This is a genomic window from Pseudonocardia cypriaca (genome assembly GCF_006717045.1).
GTDB lineage: Bacteria > Actinomycetota > Actinomycetes > Mycobacteriales > Pseudonocardiaceae > Pseudonocardia > Pseudonocardia cypriaca.
Window position 1 is genome coordinate 3,617,108 of the sequence record NZ_VFPH01000001.1, and the last position, 18,720, is coordinate 3,635,827.

General features: G+C 75.0%; 18 protein-coding genes. 8 read left to right on the forward strand and 10 right to left on the reverse strand.

From position 1 onward, the window contains the following. The first annotated feature begins 96 nt into the window (after window positions 1-96). From paaZ to FB388_RS17280, 4 genes are all read left to right on the forward strand, one after another. On the forward strand, window positions 97-2,142 hold the full coding sequence (gene paaZ / locus FB388_RS17265) for a phenylacetic acid degradation bifunctional protein PaaZ (RefSeq protein WP_142103259.1): 2,046 nt from the start codon (window positions 97-99) through the stop codon (window positions 2,140-2,142). A 68-nt stretch (window positions 2,143-2,210) separates the two neighbouring features. Continuing rightward, entirely contained in the window at window positions 2,211-3,476 is a 1,266-nt protein-coding gene (gene paaK / locus FB388_RS17270; RefSeq protein ID WP_142103261.1) for a phenylacetate--CoA ligase PaaK, read from the forward strand. A 33-nt stretch (window positions 3,477-3,509) separates the two neighbouring features. Next, on the forward strand, window positions 3,510-4,529 hold the full coding sequence (locus FB388_RS17275; protein ID WP_211361961.1) for a questin oxidase family protein: 1,020 nt from the start codon (window positions 3,510-3,512) through the stop codon (window positions 4,527-4,529). A gap of 35 nt (window positions 4,530-4,564) precedes the next feature. Further along, window positions 4,565-5,656: a PIN domain-containing protein gene (locus FB388_RS17280; protein ID WP_211361962.1), complete on the forward strand. Its 1,092-nt coding sequence runs from the start codon at window positions 4,565-4,567 to the stop codon at window positions 5,654-5,656. A 4-nt stretch (window positions 5,657-5,660) separates the two neighbouring features. Here the strand turns inward: FB388_RS17280 and trxA are convergent, their stop codons facing one another. The 3 genes from trxA to FB388_RS17295 all read right to left on the reverse strand — a co-directional run bounded on the left by trxA (window position 5,661) and on the right by FB388_RS17295 (window position 8,032). Further along, window positions 5,661-6,050 (reverse strand): thioredoxin, encoded by a 390-nt coding sequence (trxA, locus tag FB388_RS17285; protein WP_142102166.1) that lies wholly within the window; start codon window positions 6,048-6,050, stop codon window positions 5,661-5,663. A gap of 105 nt (window positions 6,051-6,155) precedes the next feature. Next, window positions 6,156-7,148, reverse strand: coding sequence for an ornithine cyclodeaminase family protein (locus tag FB388_RS17290; RefSeq protein WP_211361963.1), 993 nt, complete (start codon window positions 7,146-7,148; stop codon window positions 6,156-6,158). 47 nt (window positions 7,149-7,195) lie between these two features. Beyond that, window positions 7,196-8,032 carry a class I SAM-dependent methyltransferase gene (locus FB388_RS17295; protein WP_142102168.1) on the reverse strand — a complete coding sequence of 279 codons (837 nt, stop codon included), beginning with the start codon at window positions 8,030-8,032 and terminating at the stop codon, window positions 7,196-7,198. A 108-nt stretch (window positions 8,033-8,140) separates the two neighbouring features. Between FB388_RS17295 and FB388_RS17300 the strand changes: the two genes are divergently transcribed. Then, window positions 8,141-9,685 carry an FAD-dependent monooxygenase gene (locus FB388_RS17300; RefSeq protein ID WP_142102170.1) on the forward strand — a complete coding sequence of 515 codons (1,545 nt, stop codon included), beginning with the start codon at window positions 8,141-8,143 and terminating at the stop codon, window positions 9,683-9,685. Window positions 9,686-9,698: 13 nt separating this feature from the next. On the opposite strand, the gene FB388_RS17305 is transcribed toward FB388_RS17300, so the two are convergent. The 5 genes from FB388_RS17305 to FB388_RS17325 form a co-directional block, all read right to left on the reverse strand. Next, a complete protein-coding gene (locus FB388_RS17305; protein ID WP_142102172.1) occupies window positions 9,699-12,458 on the reverse strand; it encodes an ATP-binding protein in 2,760 nt (919 codons plus the stop codon). A gap of 33 nt (window positions 12,459-12,491) precedes the next feature. Beyond that, window positions 12,492-12,731 carry a helix-turn-helix domain-containing protein gene (locus FB388_RS40445; RefSeq protein WP_246122010.1) on the reverse strand — a complete coding sequence of 80 codons (240 nt, stop codon included), beginning with the start codon at window positions 12,729-12,731 and terminating at the stop codon, window positions 12,492-12,494. 280 nt (window positions 12,732-13,011) lie between these two features. Beyond that, a complete protein-coding gene (locus FB388_RS17315; RefSeq protein WP_142102183.1) occupies window positions 13,012-14,049 on the reverse strand; it encodes an arabinan endo-1,5-alpha-L-arabinosidase in 1,038 nt (345 codons plus the stop codon). A 183-nt stretch (window positions 14,050-14,232) separates the two neighbouring features. Next, on the reverse strand, window positions 14,233-15,063 hold the full coding sequence (locus tag FB388_RS17320; protein WP_246122126.1) for an isocitrate lyase/PEP mutase family protein: 831 nt from the start codon (window positions 15,061-15,063) through the stop codon (window positions 14,233-14,235). Window positions 15,064-15,114: 51 nt separating this feature from the next. Continuing rightward, window positions 15,115-15,690, reverse strand: coding sequence for a sigma-70 family RNA polymerase sigma factor (locus FB388_RS17325; protein ID WP_142102185.1), 576 nt, complete (start codon window positions 15,688-15,690; stop codon window positions 15,115-15,117). A gap of 62 nt (window positions 15,691-15,752) precedes the next feature. Here FB388_RS17325 and FB388_RS17330 point away from each other — a divergent pair, with 62 nt between their 5' ends. Further along, window positions 15,753-16,508, forward strand: coding sequence for a zf-HC2 domain-containing protein (locus tag FB388_RS17330; RefSeq protein ID WP_142102187.1), 756 nt, complete (start codon window positions 15,753-15,755; stop codon window positions 16,506-16,508). Window positions 16,509-16,540: 32 nt separating this feature from the next. Here FB388_RS17330 and FB388_RS17335 read toward each other — a convergent pair whose 3' ends face one another. Both FB388_RS17335 and FB388_RS17340 read right to left on the reverse strand, forming a co-directional pair. After that, window positions 16,541-17,338 (reverse strand): hypothetical protein, encoded by a 798-nt coding sequence (locus FB388_RS17335; RefSeq protein WP_142102189.1) that lies wholly within the window; start codon window positions 17,336-17,338, stop codon window positions 16,541-16,543. Further along, window positions 17,335-17,571 (reverse strand): hypothetical protein, encoded by a 237-nt coding sequence (locus tag FB388_RS17340; RefSeq protein WP_142102191.1) that lies wholly within the window; start codon window positions 17,569-17,571, stop codon window positions 17,335-17,337. Before FB388_RS17340 ends, FB388_RS17335 begins: the two co-directional genes overlap by 4 nt. Before the next feature lie 8 nt (window positions 17,572-17,579). Here FB388_RS17340 and FB388_RS17345 point away from each other — a divergent pair, with 8 nt between their 5' ends. Together FB388_RS17345 and FB388_RS17350 are read left to right on the forward strand one after the other, a co-directional pair. Further along, window positions 17,580-18,062, forward strand: a complete 483-nt coding sequence (locus FB388_RS17345) for a MauE/DoxX family redox-associated membrane protein (RefSeq protein ID WP_142102194.1) — start codon at window positions 17,580-17,582, stop codon at window positions 18,060-18,062. After that, on the forward strand, window positions 18,062-18,718 hold the full coding sequence (locus tag FB388_RS17350; protein ID WP_142102196.1) for a DsbA family protein: 657 nt from the start codon (window positions 18,062-18,064) through the stop codon (window positions 18,716-18,718). Before FB388_RS17345 ends, FB388_RS17350 begins: the two co-directional genes overlap by 1 nt. The last annotated feature ends 2 nt before the right edge of the window (window positions 18,719-18,720 follow it).

The window sequence follows — 18,720 nt, forward strand, 5'->3', positions numbered from 1 at the left end:
TTCATCGGAATCGGGATCTGGGATGCGCGCACGGATGGTGCTAGCGTCGGCCCCCGAACGAACGGTCGGTTGAGCGAGACCAACGGAGGCCCGTCGATGGCGCCCGTCCTGCGCAGCTACGTGAGCGGCGGCTGGCACCGCCCGACCGAGGAGGGCAGGCCGCTCCACGACGCGGTCACCGGGGCCGAGGTGGCCCGCATCTCGTCGGCCGGCGTCGACTTCGCAGGCGCACTGGAGCACGGCAGGCGCGTCGGCGGGCCCGCGCTGCGGGAGCTGACCTTCCACCAGCGCGCGGCCCTGCTCAAGGCGCTCGGCCAGCACCTGCGCGAGCACCGCGACCAGCTCTACGCCGTCTCGGCCCGGACCGGCGCCACCCTCGGCGACTCCAAGTTCGACGTCGACGGCGGCATCGGCGTGCTGCTCGCGTACGCCTCGAAGGGCCGCCGCGAACTGCCCAACGACACGTTCTACGTCGACGGCGCCGTGGAGCCGCTCGGCCGCGGCGGCACGTTCGTCGGCCAGCACCTCTGCACGCCGCTGCACGGGGTCGCGGTGCAGGTCAACGCGTTCAACTTCCCGGTGTGGGGGCCGCTGGAGAAGCTCGCGCCCGCGTTCCTCGCCGGCGTGCCGTCGCTGGTGAAGCCGGCCAGCCCCACCGCGTTCCTCACCGCCGAGCTGGTGGAGCTGATCGTCGGGTCCGGGCTGCTGCCCGAGGGCTCGCTGCAGTTCGTGGCAGGCGGCATCGGGGACCTGTTCGACCACCTCACCGAGCAGGACCTCGTCTCGTTCACCGGCTCCGCGTCGACCGCCGCGAAGCTGCGCACGCACCTCACCGTCGTGCAGCGCGCCGTGCGGTTCACCGCCGAGGCCGACTCGCTCAACCTCTCCGTGCTCGGCCCCGACGCCACGCCCGGCACACCGGAGTTCGACCTGTACGTGAAGGCCGTCGTCGGCGAGATGACGGTCAAGGCGGGCCAGAAGTGCACCGCGATCCGCCGCGCGTTCGTGCCGGAACAGCACGTGGACGCCGTGGTCGAGGCGGTGTCGGCGCGGCTGGCCCGCACCACGATCGGCAACCCGGCGAGCGAGGGCGTGCGCATGGGTGCGCTGGCAAGCCTCGAGCAGCGGGAGGAGGTGCGCCGCAGCGTCAAGGCACTCGCCGACGCCGGGCGGATCGTCTTCGGCGACCCGGAGGAGGTCGACGTGGTCGACGCCGACGCGGAGCGCGGCGCGTTCGTCTCCCCCATCCTGCTGGTGGGCGACCCCGACCGGGCCGAGCCGCACGAGGTCGAGGCGTTCGGACCGGTCTCGACGGTGCTGCCCTACACCAGCACCGAGCAGCTCATCGACTACGCGGCGCGCGGGCAGGGCAGCCTCGTCGGCTCGGTGGTCACCGCCGATCCCGCGTTCGCGCGGCAGGTGGTGCTCGGCGTCGCCCCCTGGCACGGGCGCCTGCTGGTGCTGAACGAGAAGGACGCGAAGGAGTCCACCGGGCACGGCTCCCCGCTCCCGGCGCTGGTGCACGGCGGCCCCGGCCGCGCGGGCGGCGGCGAGGAGATGGGCGGCATCCGCGGCGTGCTGCACCACATGCAGCGCACGGCGGTGCAGGCCGACCCGGACACGCTCACCGCGATCACCGGCCGCTGGGTCGCCGGCTCGCAGCGGACCGTCACCGACGTCCACCCGTTCCGCAAGCACCTGGAGGAGCTGCGGGTGGGCGACACGGTCGTCGGCGGCCCGCGCCGGGTGACGCAGGAGGACGTGGAGCACTTCGCCGAGTTCACCGGCGACAACTTCTACGCGCACATGGACGCGGAGGCCGCAGCGGCCAACCCGCTCTTCGGCGAGCGGGTGGCGCACGGCTACCTCGTGGTGTCGCTCGCAGCAGGCCTGTTCGTGGACCCCGACCCGGGCCCGGTGCTGGCCAACTTCGGCGTCGACGGCCTGCGCTTCCTCACGCCCGTCAAGTTCGGCGACGAGCTGACGGTCACCATGACCTGCAAGCAGCTCACGCCGCGCGACACGGCCGCGTACGGCGAGGTGCGGTGGGACGCCGACGTCACGCGCCAGGACGGCGAGTCGGTGGCGCGGTACGACGTGCTGACGCTGGTGGCGAAGAAGTCGGCACAGAAGGAGGCGTAGCGGTGACGACGATCGAACGGCGTCTCGGAGAGGCACCTCCGACGGAGCTGCTGGACCCCGCCGAGCGCATGTCCGTGGACGAGCTGCGGGCCCTGCAGCTGGAACGGCTGCACTGGACGCTGCGGCACGCCTACGACAACGTGCCGTTCTACCGGGCGAAGTTCGACGCGGCCGGGGTGCACCCCGACGACTGCAAGGAGCTCGGCGACCTCGCGAAGTTCCCCACCACGTCGAAGGCCGACCTGCGCGACAACTACCCGTTCGGGATGTTCGCGGTGCCCCAGGACCAGGTGCGCCGCATCCACGCCTCTTCGGGCACCACCGGCAAGCCCACCGTGGTGGGCTACACCGAGCGCGACATCGACAACTGGGCCACCCTCATGGCCCGCTCGATCCGCGCGGCGGGCGGGCGGCCCGGCCACAAGGTGCACGTGGCGTACGGGTACGGCCTGTTCACCGGCGGCCTCGGCGCGCACTACGGGGCGGAGAAGCTGGGGGCCACGGTCATCCCGGTGTCCGGCGGCATGACCCCGCGGCAGGTCCAGCTGATCCAGGACTTCCGGCCCGAGATCATCATGGTCACGCCCTCGTACATGCTCACGATCATCGACGAGTTCGAGAAGCAGGGCATCGACCCGGCCTCCTCCTCGCTGCGGGTCGGGATCTTCGGCGCGGAGCCGTGGACCGAGCAGATGCGCGTCGAGATCGAGAACCGCACGGACATGCACGCCGTCGACATCTACGGGTTGTCGGAGGTGATGGGCCCCGGCGTCTCCCAGGAGTGCGTGGAGACCAAGGACGGGCTGCACATCTGGGAGGACGCCTTCTACCCCGAGGTGATCGACCCCATCGACGGCGTGCCGATGCGGGAGGGCGAGGAGGGCGAGCTGCTGTTCACCTCGCTCACCAAGGAGGCGCTGCCGATCATCCGCTACCGCACCCGCGACCTCACCCGGCTGCTGCCGGGCACCGCGCGGCCTGCGATGCGGCGGATGCAGAAGATCACCGGCCGCAGCGACGACATGATCATCCTGCGCGGGGTGAACGTCTTCCCCACCCAGATCGAGGAGATCGTCCTGCGCACGCAGGGGCTCGCGCCGCACTTCCAGCTCGTCCTCACCACCGAGGGCCGCCTCGACGCCCTCACCGTGCGCGTCGAGGCCCGGCCGGACTGCCCGCCGGAGCGGCGCACGGCCGCGGCCGAGAGCCTCGTCACCGCCGTCAAGGACACGGTCGGGGTGAGCGTCGGCTGCGAGGTCGTGGACCCCGAGACGCTCGAACGATCGGTTGGCAAGCTGCAGCGGCTCAAGGACCAGCGCAAACGGGAGGCTTGACCTCCACCCGGCTTCAACGTGCTCACTGCTCGGATGAGCGATGTGTTGGACGAGACCTACCAGCGGCTGCACCGCACCGGCCCGGAGTTCGTCGGATGGCTGAGCAACCACGGCCCGATGGCGGCGGACGCCCTGATCCGCCTCGGCCGCGGCGCGGAGGTCGAGCGCTGGGTCGAGGAGTACGCGCAGCGGCTGGACGCCGAGCCAGCGGCCCGCTGGCCGATCCGCGAGGAGGAGTGGCGCGAACCGCTCGGCGACCCGGTGCGCCTCGGTGACTGGTGCGCCCTGTTCACCGCCCAGGTGCACCGGGAACCGTGGACCGACGTGCTGACCCGCTGGTGGCCGCGGCTGCTCCCGGGGGCGGTCGCCGCCTCGACGCACGGGTTGATCCGCACCGGGCACGCGGTGCGCGCGCTGCGAGAGCGGGAGACGCCGCAGCGGCTCGACGAGCTCGCGGCGGCCCTTGGCTACTGGGCCGCGCGCTGGCAGCCGCTGCCCGGCCAGCGGCCGCCCGCCGGCACGGCCGACGTCGCGAGCGCGCTCGCCGCGCTGCCCGCGGTGGACGCCGCAGGAGGCGCGCGCACCCGGATCGCGCGGCTCGGCGAGACGCCCGCGTGGCCGGTCTCGCTCGGCAGGCTCCGCCCCGTGCAGGAGGCGGCGGCCGTTCCCGAGGCGCTCGACGCGCTGGTCGACGCGGCCGTCACCGGCTACGGCCGCTGGGCGCACGGCAACCCGGTGATGCTCGTGCACGCGGCCACCGCACCCCGCGCCGCCGCCCTCGTGCTCCCCGCGCTCCCGGTGCAGCTGTGGCGCGCGACGTACGAGACGGCGTGGGCGGTCTCGGCCGCGATCACCAGCGCGTACCGTCCGCGGGACGCGGGCGTCGCCGAGCCCACCCCGCTCGACGTCGACGAGGTCGTCGACCGGGCCGTCGCCACCCGCGACGAGCACGCGATCAAGTTCGTAGAGGTGGCGCGCGAGTCGCACGACCGGGGCAACCCGCACGCGCTCGCGGCCGGTGAGCGCGCGGCGGACCTGCTCCTGCCAAGCTGACCGAGCACGCCACCCCGAGCCCCGGAGCCGCCACGGTGATCAACGACGACGAACGCATCGCCCTGTTCCTCGACTACGAGAACCTGGCGATCGGGGCGCGCGACGGGCTCGGGGTGGTCCCGTTCGACTTCGGCCCGGTGGCCGACGCGCTCGCCGAACGCGGGCGGGTGGTCGCGCGGCGGGCCTACGCCGACTGGTCCGCCTTCGACGAGGACCGCAGGCTGCTGACCAGGGCGCAGGTGGAGCTGATCGAGATCCCGCAGCGCGTCGGTGGCTCCCGCAAGAACGCCGCCGACATCAAGATGGCGGTCGACGCGATCGAGCTCGCCTTCGCACGCGGGTTCATCACCACGTTCGCGATCGGCACCGGCGACTCCGACTTCACGCCGCTGGTCCACAAGCTGCGCGAGCTGGACAAGCGGGTGATCGGGATCGGCGTGCAGTCCTCGACGTCGGCGCTGCTGCCGCCCGCCTGCGACGAGTTCCTGTTCTACGACCGCCTGCCCGGTGTCGAGCCGGGGCAGCCGGTCCGCCGCGGCCGCGCCCGGTCCCGTCCGCAGGTGGCGGCCCTCGAGCCGCTGGTCGAGGAGGCCGCTCCCGCCGAAGGGCCCACGGCGGCCGAGGAGTCGGCGCAGACCGATGACGGGGACCCGGCACAGCTCGTCACCCGCACCCTCGCCGGCCTGCAGCGCCACGCCGACGGACCGGTGCTCGCCTCCCGGCTCAAGCGCGCCGTCCTGCGCAAGGACCCCACGTTCGACGAGGCCGACCACGGCTTCCGCGGGTTCGGCGAGCTACTGCGCCACCTGGAGAGCGAGCACGTCCTCCAGCTACGGGCCGGGTCGGCGCAGGGCGACCCCGAGGTGAGCTTCCCCGAGGACGGCTCTGAGGTCGACGAGGCGTTCGCACTGCTCGTCGACGTCGTCCGGCAGCTCCAGGCGTCCGGGTCGCGGCCCCAGCTCAGCGGGCTCAAGGACCAGCTGCGCAAGCGGCGACCGGACTTCAGCGAGAAGCGCTACGGCTTCAACACGTTCCTGTCCTTCGCCAAGGCCGCCCGCGCCCGCAACCTGATCGGCATGGAGTGGGACGAGGACACGAGCAGCTACCTGCTGCACGTGCCGGCGTGACGCGTCAGTCCTGCTGGGCCGTTTCCTGCTGGGCCGCATCCTGCTGGGCGACCTCGCGCCGCACCTCGTCCATGTCGACGGCGCGGACCTGGCCGATGAGGTCCTCCAGCGCCGCGGCGGGCAGCGCCCCGGGCTGCGCGTAGAGCACGACCCCGTCCCGCACCGCCATCAGCGTCGGGATCGACGAGATCCCGAACGCCTCCGCGAGCGGGACCTGCGCCTCGGTGTCGACCTTGCCGAAGGTGATGTCCTTGTGGGTCTCCGACGCCTGCTCGAACACCGGAGCGAACTGGCGGCACGGCCCGCACCAGGACGCCCAGAAGTCGACGAGCACGGTGCCGTCGGCACCCACCACGTCGTTGAAGTTCTCGGTGGTCAGCTCGATTGTTGCCATGGGCGGTGCAACGAAGCCGATCCCGCGGGTGTTCCGGATGCTCTTGCCGATACCTCAAGGGGCCTCCGTCGACGCATGCTGGCCGAGGCCGGAGGATGACCGGTCTCACAGCGGAACGTCCGTCCCGATCCCGCGGGCGCGGGCGGCCCGCAGCACCAGAGCCGTCGCTGCGGCGTCCTGCACGGCGACGCCGACGGACTTGTAGAGGGTGACCTGGTCGTCGGCGGTGCGGCCGGGCCGCGTGCCGGCGACCAGCTCACCGAGCTCGGCGTGCAGGTGGTCGGCCGTGATGAGGCCGGCGCGGATCGGTTCGTGCAGGTCGGCGGCCTCCGAGGGGTACGGGGCCAGCGCGGCGCGCCGGGACTCGACGCAGACCAGCGCGCCGGCCACCGTCTCGTCGTCGACCTCGCGGCCGCCGAACCCGACCGATGTGACGTGCACGCCCGGCGTGAGCCACTCCCACCGGACCACCGGTTCCGCAGGCTGCGCCGGGTGCGTGGTGGCGCAGGCGATGTCGGCGCCGTCGAGCGCCTCGGCGTAGGACGCGGCCCCGACGGCGGGCACCGCGAGCTCCTCGGCGAGCTCGGCGGCCAGGGCGGCCGACCTGGCCGGCTCGCGCCCGGCCACCCGGATCTCGCGGATCGGCCGGACCCGGCACATCGCCCGCGCGTGCGACCGCGCCTGCACGCCGGTACCGAGGATCGCGAGCACCTCGGCGCCGGGACGGGCGAGCAGCCGCGCCGACAGCGCCGAGGCCGCTCCGGTGCGGGCCGCGGTGATCACGGTGCCGTCCAGCAGCGCGGCCGGGCGGCCGGTGTCGGGGTCGCAGGCGAGGATCACGGCCTGGTGGGTGGGCAGGTCCGTGCCCGCGTTGCGGGGGTAGAGCGTCACCAGCTTGGCCGTCAGCGCCCCGGCCGACGGCACGTAGCCCGGCATCGTCGCGAGGATGCCGTCGCGCTCGGGGACGACGGCCGCGATGCGGTCCGGTGCCGACGCCCGCCCGGCACTGAGGTCGGCCATGGCCGCGGCGAGGGCGTCGATCAGCTCGTCGAGGTCGAGCAGCTCCTCCACCTGGGCGCCGGTGAGCACGAGCACCACGGATCTCCCGTCTTCGGGGGCCCGTCACGCTACCGGCTGGTCCGGGGTCACGGCCGGGTCGCCGTCACCAGCCAGGCCGCCGAGCCCAGCTCCACACCGCGCTCGGTCCGCCGCGCGGCCAACGCCGTGCGCAGGGTGGTGAGCGCACGGGCGCGAGCGGGCGGGTCGAGCTCGGCGATCAGCCAGTCCATGAGCCCGGCGAGCAGGGCGGCGGCCGCGTCCGGGTCGGGGCCGAAGTTCAGGGGTGCCCGCACGTCCGCGAGCTCGACGCGGGAGTACCCGGCACCGGTCAGGAGGCGGCGCACCCGGTCCGGGTCGGCCAGCGCGAACGGGCCCGGGGCGCCGTCCGGCGGCCGGGGCAGATCACGTCCGGCCGCGAGCGCGGTCATGATCGTGACCAGCCACGGGTTGTGCTCGAGGGCCTGCCAGACGAGCAGCACCAAACGGCCACCGGGACGGGTCGCGCGGGCCAGGTTCGCGAACGCGGCGTCCGGGTCGCCGAAGAACATCGCGCCGGTACGGCTGATCACCACGTCGAAGGCGGCAGCCGGCCACGGGAACACCTGCGCGTCGCCCTGCAGGTAGCGGGCGCCCCCGGCGCGGGCGCGGGCGACCGCGATCATGGCGGTGGACAGGTCGATGCCGGTCGCGGTGCCGGGATGCGCCCGCCGCGCGGCCTCCCGGGTGGTGGAGCCGGTGCCGCAGCCGACGTCGAGCACGTGGTGGCCCGGCCGGACGGCCGCCGCGGCGAACAGCGGGTCGTCGTAGCCGGCGAGCGACCGCTCGAAGCGGGCGGCGTTGGCGGCCCAGTAGTCGCCCTCGGTGCCGTCCCACGCCTGCAGCTGCGCGGCGTTCGACGGGTCGATGGAGATGGTGGAAGTCATGGGACGCAGCCTCCGCCCGGAAGGGACGGGCCGGATCGGTAGCGGATACCGAAACCTCGGTAGCCGCTACCGATTTGCGGACCGCCCGTGGGCCGCACCCTTCTCGGCATGCCCACCACCACCGACGTGCTCGTCGTCGGCGCCGGCCCGGCCGGTCTCGCGACCGCGATCACCGCCCTGCGCCACGGCGCCCGCGTTCTCGTCGTCGAACGGCGGGGCGGCACCTCCACCGTCCCCCGCGCCACCGGGGTCAGCACGCGGACGATGGAGCTCTTCCGGTTCTGGGGTGTCGCCCGCGCGGTCCGCGAAGGCGCCATCGACTGCGACCCCCGCGTCGCCATCACGCGCACCCTCTCCGCCGAGCCCGACGAGCTGTTCCCGTTCAGCTACCCGTCGATGCGCGAGGCGCTCGCGGTCAGCCCCACCTACCCGGCGCTCTGCTCGCAGGACCACATCGAGCCCGTCCTCGCCGCCGAGATCCGCAGGCTGGGCGGCGAGGTCCGGTTCGGCACCGAGCTGGCGGAGCTGCGTACCACCCCGGACGGGGTGCACGCCGAGCTCGGACCCGCAGGGTCCGTCCGCGCGCGGTTCGTCGTCGGCGCGGACGGCGCCCGCAGCGCCGTGCGCACCGCGCTGGGCATCGGATGGGAGCACCTCGGGTCGCTCGGCGAGTTCGTCAACGTGCTCTTCCGCCCCGACCTGGCCGCGCTGCTCGGGCGGCGGCTGCCCGGCATCTCGTTCGTGAAGCACCCCGACGCGGAGTGCGTGCTGCTCCCGGTCGGCGCCGGCCGCTGGACCGCCACCCGCCGGTGGTTCCCCGAGCACGGGGAGAGCGCCGCCGACTACACCCCCGCCCGCTGGACGGAACTGCTGCGGACCGCAACTGGCCTGCCCGGCTTGCAGCCGGAGCTCCTCGCGACCGGCGCGTTCGCGATGGCCGCGGACGTGGCGGCAACGGTCCGGTCCGGACCCGCGTTCCTCGTCGGCGACGCCGCGCACCGGATGACGCCCCAGGGCGGGATCGGCATGAACACCGCGATCCACGACGGCCACGAGCTCGGCTGGCGCCTCGCGTGGGTCGTCCGCGGCCTGGCCGCTGACGCCCTCCTCGACAGCTACGCGGCCGAACGCGAGCCGCTCGGCAGGGCCCTCGCCGCGCGATCGCTCCGCGAGGAGCGGGAGCCGGACGACGGCCTGCCGACCGACCTCGGACGCACCTACCGCTCCCCCGTCGTCGCCGACGACGGCGCCGCACCCGCGCAAGGCCACTCCCGCACGGCGCGGCCCGGCGAGCGGGCGCCGCACGTGTGGGTGCGGTGGCGCGGACGCCGGGTGAGCGTGCTCGACCTCTTCGAGGACCGGCTGACGGTGCTCACCGGCCACCGCGGGGAAGGGTGGCGCCACGCCACGCCGCGGGGCGTCCCGATCGACGTGCTCGTGGCCGGGCAGGACCTGCCCGACCCGAACCGCGCCCTGCGCGCCGCGTACCGGCTGGAGCCGCACTCGGCCGTGCTGGTGCGGCCCGACGGGATCGTCGCCTGGCGCCACGACGGCCGGTGCCGCGACCGCGGCGCCGCACTCGCGGGAGCGGTGGAGACGACTCTGGGGCACCGCGGGGTGGGGACGTCGCTCGCCGGCAAGCACGTTGCGTGACTGGCGCTGATCCTCACGACGCGGGGTCGGCCCACCCCCGCAGGCCGCGACGGGTCGCCGCGCCGGTCTTCGCGAGCAGGCTGGCGACGTGGGTCTCGACGGTGCGGCGGGACAGGACGAGCCGCTGCGCGACCTCGGCGTTGGTGAGCCCCCGCGCGACCAGTGCGAGAACCTCGGCCTCGCGGCCCGTCACGCCGAGGGCGGCGAGGCGGGGCGGGACGGCGGTGTGGCCGCGGCGGCGGGTGGGCGCGCCGGCGCGACGGAGCAGGTCCTGGCAGGCCCGTTCGAGGTGGGCGTCGCCTGCCTGCCGGTGTGCCGCGAGGTCGGCGCGCAGCTCCGCGACCGGGTCGCCCCAGCCGTCGGCGACCGCGCAGCCCATGACAACGAGCCGCAGCAGCCTGCGCCACCACGGCCGGGCGGCGAGGGCCGCGTCGGCGGCCCGCAGGTGCGCGACCGCGTCCTCCGGGCGGCCGGACCGGCCCGCCACCACGGCCTCGGCGTACTCCAGGCCCGCCCGGATGGTGCGCGACAAGCCGCCCGGCTCCGCGACGAGCTGGGCGCGCGCCTCGGCGTCGCGGTCGCCCGCCGCGGTGCGCAGCAGGACCCAGAACCCGACCGGGGCGAGCAGCACGATCCCGCGGTCCTTGCGCACCAGCGGCACCGTCGGGTCCATGGCCGCGGCGGCCCGCGGGAGGTCGTGCTCCAGCAGGGCGCCCATCGCGGTCGCGAACCCGCGGAACGGGTTCGTCCAGTGCGGGTTCGTCCCGTGGTGCGCCGGGTCGATCGACGCGAGGACGCCGACCGCCCCGGCGGCATCGCCCGCCGCGGCCAGATACGCCGCCACCTGCTCCAGCGCCTGCGCCCGCAGCTGGGGAAGGCGCAGCCGGCCTGCGGCGTCCGCGGCGCGACGTGCGAGCTCCCCGGCGGCGACCGGGCCGCGGGTGTGCAGCACCAGGTCGGACTCGATGATGTCGATCGACGCGAGCTGGGCGAGCATGCCCGTCTCGGTGGCGAGCTCACGGGCCCGCCGCAGCGTCGGGGCGTCGTCGTCCTCCAGTACTTCGAGCATGCCGACGCCGAAGAGCGCGGTGACCCGCCACGGCGTGAGCCCGTGCTCCGCGGCCACCTGCGCGGCCCGCCGGTAGGCCGCCCGGCTGGCGGCGAGATCGGTCTGCCAGGTGGTGCGCGCCGCGACCCCCAGCGCCTCGCAGAGCGCCGCCGGCGCGCCGGCCCGCTCGGCGCGGGACACGGCCTCGGCCGCGAGCGCGGCGGCCTCCTCCCCCGCACCGGCTCCGAACGCGGCGTCGGCACGAAGCACCGCGGAGCGGGGGTCGTCCGGCCGACCGGCCCGCTCGACGTAGTCCCGCGCGGCGGCCCAGCGAGCGGCCGTCACCGCCGTGCGGGCGAGCCGCAGGCACAGCTCGGCGTGCTCGTCGCCGGTCAGCTCGTCGAGGTGGGCGTCGCCCAGCGCGAGCGCCTCGTCGGCGCGCCCCATCAGGGTCAGCACGCTCACCCGTTCCCGGATGATCTCCGCGCCGAGCCCGGAGGCCGCCGCGGCCCTCGCGAGCAGCGCGTCCGCCGAGTGCAGCGCGCCGCGGCCGGCGGCCCGGCGGGCCAGCTGCAGCAGCACGCGCGCGGCCTCATGGGGTCGGCCCGCCTCGGCGAACAGCTCCGCGGCGCGGGGCTCGTCGTCCGGGCCCGCGCGCTCGGCGAGCAGCTGCGCGGCCCGGGCCGCGAGCGCTGCCCGCTCCGGGGGAAGCAGCGTGCCGAGGACGGCGTCACGGGCGAGCGCGTGCGGCCAGCGCAGGCCGCCGCCGGCAGCCCGCACCACCAGCCCGACGTCGACGGCCCGGCGCAGCGCGGTCACGACGTCGGCGTCCGCGATGCCGGTCACCTCGTCGAGCAGCCGCCAGTCCGGGTCGGGGCCGAGAACGGCCGCGGCCTGCACGACCACCCGGCCCGGGGCGGCGAGGGCGTCGAGGCGGGCGGCGACCAGCGCCGCGAGGCTCGGTGGCACCTCCCGCCCGGGCTCGGCGAGCAGCTCCTCCACGAGGAACGGCAGGCCGTCCGACCGCGCGAGCAGGTCCCGCACCGTCTCCGGCGGCAGCGGCCGCCCGCCCCGGCACGCGGCGGCGAGCGCCGCGACGTCGGGCTCGTCCAACCGGCGCAGGTGCACGGCGGTGATCCCGGGTGCGGCACGCAGCCGCGCGGTGGCCGCTGCTTCCGCCGGCTCGTCCCGGCTCGACACGGCGACGAGCACGGGGCGGTCGCGGACGGCCGCCGCGAGGTACTCGACGACGGCGAGCGTGTCCTCGTCGGCCCAGTGCAGGTCCTCGAGCCGCAACAGGCAGCCGGCGTGCCCGGCGGCGAGGGCGCACACGGCCCGCAGCACCCCCTCGCCGAGCACGACCGCGGGATCGGCGCCGTCGGCCACCCCTGCCCGGCCGGTGACGAGTGCGTCCAGCGCGGCCCGGTAGGGGCGGACGGCCGCGGACTCGCGGACCGCCTGCGCGTCCAGCCGCCCGACGACGGCCTCCGCGATCGCCCGGTAGCTGCCCCCGCCCTGCACCGCGCGGCCGCTGAGCACCAGCATCCCGGCGCCGGTCGCCGCGGACGCCGCGTCGTCGAGCAGGCGGGTCTTGCCGACGCCCGCCTCGCCGACGACGGCCAGCGCGCCCCCGCGACCGGACGCGGCGGCGGCCACGAGGCGGCGCACCTGCGCCAGCTCGCCCGCCCGGCCCACGACCACCGGGCACCGCAGGACGGTCGTCACGCCACCAGTAGACCCGATGCCGGGCCCGTCCGGTCAGGCGCTGGCGAGGGTTCGGGCCAGCCGCGACGCGTGCCGGCGCGACGGGACACCGAGGTTGCCGAGGATCGTCGAGACGTGGTGGTCGACGGTGCGGACCGAGACCACCAGCCGTTCCGCGATCTCGGCGTTGGTGAGGCCTTCTGCGAGCAGGTCGAGCACGTCGGCCTGGCGGCTGGTGAGCCCCGCCGGGTGGGCGCGGGTGGCCGCCTGCGGACCGCGGGGGATGGTGCGCACCCCGAGCTCGCGCAGCCGCCGGCGTGCCCCGGGGTCGCGCCGAGCTCGTCGAGCGCGGCGAGAGCGGGTTCGCGTTCCAGCAGGCCGTGCACCCCGATTGCCATCGGCCCCCTCCGCGCCCCCTTGCCCTGCGCCACCCGTCCCGGACGCGACGATCCTGCGGATCAGTGGCGGTCACCGAGTTAGGAGACGCGAGCAGCGCCACGGATACGGCGGGTTCGCCGTCGGGAGACGAGCGGGGTGGCGGGGTCGGCGAAGGCCGAGCAGCCCGGCGAGTCGATCAGGTGGGGTCGGTGAGCAGCGGCCAGCCGTCGTCGTCCCACACGATCGGCTGCAGGGCGAGCTTCGTCGCCCCGTTCGCCGACTTGTCGTAGTAGTGGTAGGCCATGATGTCGTCGGACGCGGACTGCCCGCCCGGGCCCACCCGGTTGCCCGCCGCGGTGAGCACGGTGGTGCCGCCGCCTTCGAGGAGCTTGCGACCGTCCCGGTCGACGTAGGGGCCGGTCACCTTCTTCGACCGCCCGACCATGATCTTGTAGTCGCTGTCGGAGCCCTGGCAGCACTGCCCCCAGGACGTGAACAGGTAGTAGTAGCCGTCGTTCTTGACGAAGTACGGGGCCTCGATGGCGTTGGGCGCCGCCTTGCGGTCGGCGATGTGCAGCGGCTTCGCGTCGGGGTCGGCGAGCTTGCCGGACGGCCAGTCCAGCTTCACCATCCGGATGCCGCTCCAGTAGGAGCCGAACGCCATCCACGGCGTGCCCGACCCGTCCTCGATGATCCCGGGGTCGATCGCGTTGTAGTCGTCGTCCGGCTGGGAGCTGATGACCTCGCCGCGGTCCACCCACTCGTAGGCCGGGTCGGACGGGTCGAGCGTCTCGTTCGTGGCGAGTCCGATCGCCGAACGGTTGTGTCCCCAGGTGGAAGCCGCGTAGTACATGTAGTACATGCCGTTGGCCTGGTAGACCTCCGGAGCCCAGAGGTTCTTCACGCCCGGCACCGCGTCCTTGACCCACTTCGGGATCTCGTCCCAGACCGTGCCCTCGTAGGTCCACTTGTGCCCGTCGGGCGACGAGCGGATCTGGATGTTGCCGGCGCCCTTGTTCTCCTCACCGGTGGCGAAGACGTACCAGTCGTCCCCTCCGCCCCCCGCGACCAACGCCGGGTCGTGGGCGGTGAGGTCGCCGGAGAGCCGCCACGGCTGCTCGGCCTGCGCCGGGAGCGCCGGTCCGGCGGCTGCGGCCGGCGGCGCCAGCGCCCCGGTCAACCCGACCACTGCGGCGACGACGGTCAGGAGCGGCGCGAGTCGCACAGGCGTCATCCGTTCTGCGGGAGGGACGGGTCGGCCCCGGCGACCGATCGAGCAAGATCGCCGAGGCGACGGTCAGCGTAAGCGGGGCGGAGCGAGCGGCGACGGACCCACAACGCGATGTCACCCGAGAGTGATGCGCGTCACCCTGACGCGCCGATCCGGCCGGGTGGATCTAGCAACCTCTAACGCGTTCTAGTGCAGACGGAATGCTCGAGTGGTCAACTCCCGGCCTTCCCGCGCGAGCTCGAAGAACCCGTACGTGCCCTGTTCCTTCAGCTCGCGGGCGGCCCTGGCGAGCGCACCGAACGCGACCCAGCTGAACGTGCCCCCCACCGAGATGCGGGCCACGCCGGCGGCTGCCAGCTCCTCGATCGGTGCCATCCCCGGCATCAGGAGCACGTTCACCGGCCGGTCCACCGACGAGACCACGCTGCGGATGTCGGCCAGCTCCACCAGGCCCGGCGCGTACAGCACCTCGGCGCCCGCCTCCTGGTAGGCCTGCAGGCGTTCGATCGTGTCCCCGAGGTCCGGGTTGCCGCGGATGAAGTTCTCGGACCGGGCCGTGAGCACCAGCCCGCGGCCCTCCTTCGCGGCCTCCGCCGCGGCCGCGATCCGCTCGGCGGCGAGACCGATGTCGTGGATCTCGGGGTCGGCGCCCGCGCTGTAGTCCTCGATCGAGCAGCCGGCCAGGCCCGCCTCGACGGCCTCCGCGACGGTGGTGGCAACCTCCCCCGGGTCGTCGCCCCACCCGTCCTCGAGGTCGGCGTTCACCGGGATGTCCACGCACACCGCCACCGCGGCGGCGTGCTCGAGCGTGTCCACCGCACCCATCGCACCGTCGACGAGGCCTGCGGTGGCGGCGAACCCGCTGCTGGTGGTGGCCAGCGCCGCGAAACCGAGGGTGGCGAGCGCCTTCGCCGAACCCTCGTCCCAAGGGTTGGGCATCAGCAACGGGTCGCCGGGAACGTGCAATGCCCGGAACCGGGCGGTCATGTCGGTGCCGGTGAAGTCGCTGCTCGTCATCCTCGCCACGGATGGGACCGTACCGAGCCGCGCCAGCGAGATCCGCCGAGATCAGGCCTCGCGGCGCCGCGCGGTGTCGATCGCGCCGTCGCCGAGGACTCTGACCAGGTCCTCCCGGGCCCGTGCCACCCGCGACCGGATCGTGCCCACCGGGCAGCCGCAGACCTGCGCCGCCTCGGCGTAGCTCAGGTCGAGCACCTGCGTGAGCACGAACGCCTCGTGCCGGTCCGGGTCGAGCGCGGCCACCAGCTGCGCGAGCAGCACCGCCTCGTCGCCCGCCCGCCGCGTGGCTCCCGCGCGCACGGCGACGGCGTCCCAGTCGGCGACAGCGGTGGTGCGGGGACGGCGGCCCGCGGCGCGCACCGCGTCGGCCGCGACCCGCCGGGCGATCGACAGCAGCCAGGTGCGTGCGGACGCGGCCGCCTCGAACCGCGGGAGGGCCGCCACGGCTCGCAGGTAGGTCTCCTGCGCGAGGTCCTCGGCCTGGCCGGGGTCGCAGAGGTGCGACACGAACCGCAGCACGTCGCGCTGGGTGGCCCGGACGAACGCGGAGAGGGCCTCCCGGTCACCGCGCCCGGCGGCGAGCGCCCAGGCGGTGATCCGCTCGTCGTCCGGTCGTTCGGCCACGGACCAAGCCTAACCAGGGCCGGGCCGGGAACCCCGCGGGCCGCCGTTGCGACCATAGGCACATGCGCTGCGAGGACTGCCGGGACGCGATCTCCGCGCGGATGGACGGCGAGGACCCCGGGGTGGAACCCGGGACGGTGGATCGGCACCTCGACGACTGCGCCGCCTGCCGCGCCTTCGCCGAGCGGGCCGCGCACGTCACCCGGCTGGCCCGGATCCGGCCCGCCGAGGAGCTCCCCGACGTGCTGCCCGGGCTCCTGGCCGCGCTCGACGCGGGCGAGTCCCGCCCGGCGCCCCCGCGTTCGCGGCGCTCGATCGCCCGGGACGCCGTCCGCGCCGCCCTCGCGGCGCTCGCCGTCGGGCAGCTGGCGCTCGCGCTCAGCGGGATCATCAGCGCGACCGGGGCCGGCCCGGATCAGTTCGCGGGGGCGAGCATGGCGCACTTCTCCCACGAGAGCGCCGCCTGGAACCTCGCTCTCGGCGTCGCGTTCGGCTGGGCCGCCACCGGGGCGCGCCGGTCGGGCGGGCTGGTGCCGGTGATCGGCGCGTTCGTCGCGCTGCTGGTGGCCCTCAGCGCGCTGGACGTGCTCGCCGGGCACGTCACGGCCGGACGGCTGCTCGGGCACCTGCCGGTGATCATCGGCCTCCTGCTCCTCTTGGTGCACGCCCGGCTCGGGGGCGACGGCCGCGACACCACGGCCGACGCCCGCGGCGACGGCGGCGTCCACCACCGCGGCACGGAGCTCGGTGGCCCCCGGCTCGGCGACGGGGGCCTGGACGGGGGCCTGCAGCCCTCCGCCCACCACCGCGCCGCCTGACCGGCCCCGTCACCCGCCGAGCGGACCGGCCGTCACGCGAGGACGCCGAGGAGGTGGTCGACGGGGCGCGGCCCTGGGAGCAGGATCTGCACGGCCGCCCTGCGCAACCAGGCGGTGTAGCGCTCCTCGGTCCAGCCGGCCCGGCCGACGAGGCGCTGGCACTGCGCGGACCGCATCACCACCCACAGCTGGTCGGCGAGCTCGTCGGCGGGCACGTCGGTGCGCAGCACGCCGCGTTCGGCGAGGAGCGCGACGGTCTGCCGGTGGTCCTGCCGGCCGAGCTGCTCGCACTGCTGCAGCGCCGCGGCGAGGTCCGCGTCGGTGGCCGCCGCGCGGCGCAACGCCTCCCAGCGGGCGCGCGTCCGGAGGTTGGCGGCGGCCGCGAACGTCGCGATCCCCTCGACCGCCTCGGTGGCCGCCTGCGGGTCGAGCCTGCTCAGGGCGCGAGTGAACACGTGCTGGCGGGGCGTCCCATCGCCGATGGCCGCTGCCTCCTCGTACAACCTCACCGCCTTCCTGCCGTCGCCGAGGTACAGGTGCGCCGTGCCGGTCATCTCGGTCAAGGCGCCGAGGAAGCGGACATCGCAACTCTTCTCGGCGACCAGCCGGCCGACCTCCAGGGCCTCGAGCCCCTCCGGCGCGCGGCCGCACTGGATCTCGATCGTTCCGCGGTAGAGGTGCGCCGTCATGAACAGCTCGGGATCGCCGGAGCGGGCGGCGAGCTCGCACGTGCGGGCGAGCAGCTGCGCCACCTCGTCGATCTCGCCGAGGAGCGCGCCGGCCGAGCCGTGGAACAGCAGCGCCCGGCACTGGCCCTCCAGGCGCGTCATCGGAGGTTGCGTCGCCGGCGCTCGACGGCCACTGCCGCTGTACCCGCGGCGACCGGTGCCGGGTCGAGCACCAGCACCTCGGCCGCATCACCCGCATGACTCAGCATCGCTTTTCCCCGATCACGGAGTTCCGAGGTCGGACCGCCGCGCGGTGATACGTCGCCGAGGTGGTCTTCCGCCACCGCACGCAGATCGAACTGCCGGGGAACCGGAGGCGCGGCGGCGACGACCACTCCGGTTGATGCCTCCTGCCACCACGTCCCCACCCGCCCCCGCGCTCGCCTGGCTCACCACGGCGGGGCGGCTGCTGCTCGGCGCCGTCTGGCTGGTCGCCGGTGCCTCGAAGATCACCGACCTGGACGCGTCCGTGCGCGCGGTCCGCGCCTACCGGCTCCTGCCCGAGACGGCCGCTCAGGTCGTCGGCGCCGGCCTGCCGGTCGTCGAGCTGCTGCTGGGCGTGCTGCTCGTCGTCGGGGCCGGGGTGCGGACGGCCGCGGCGGTCTCGGCCGTGCTGATGCTCGCTTTCGTCGTCGGGATCGCCTCGGCGTGGGCGCGGGGGCTGCGGATCGACTGCGGCTGCTTCGGATCCGGCGGCGAGCTCGGCGCCGGGCAGGACCCGACGTACGGGCTCGAGCTCGCCCGCGACGCCGCGCTGCTGGTGGTTGCCGTCCTACTCGCCCGGTGGCCGGCCGGGCGCCTCGCACTGATGAAGGAGTTCTCCTGATGCCTCGCACCATCACCGTCCGGCGCGGCCCGTCGACGATGACGCTCGTCGCGGTCGTCGTGCTGGTGCTGTTCGCCGGGGCCGTCGGCTTCGGCGTCTACCGCGCCGGGGCCGGCACGGGTGAGCTGCCGGCGGGCGCCACCGCGGCGGGCGTCACGGTCGGCAACCCCGACGCGCCCGCCACGATCGACCTCTACCTGGACTTCCAGTGCCCGGCCTGCGCGCAGTACGAGCAGCAGGCGGGCGCCACGATCGACCAGCTCGTCACGTCGGGGCAGGCCAAGATCGTCTACCACCCGGTCGCGTACCTGAACCGCTTCTCCAGCACGCAGTACTCCAGCCGCTCGTCCGCGGCCGCGGGCTGCGCCGCCGACGCGGGCGTGCTCCCGCGCTTCGCCCAGCTGCTGTACTCGAACCAGCCACCCGAGGGCGGCGACGGCCTGCCCGACGACCAGCTCGTCGCGCTCGGCACGCAGGCCGGGGCCGGGCCCGGCTTCGCCACCTGCGTGCAGGACGGCAGGTACTCGGGCTGGAGCCGGTCGGTCACCGACGCCGCCTCGCAGGCCGGCGTCACCGGGACACCCACCGTGCTCGTCAACGGGCGCGAGGTGGCGCACACTGCGGAGGCGCTGCGGGCCGCGGTGATCGGCAGCTGAGC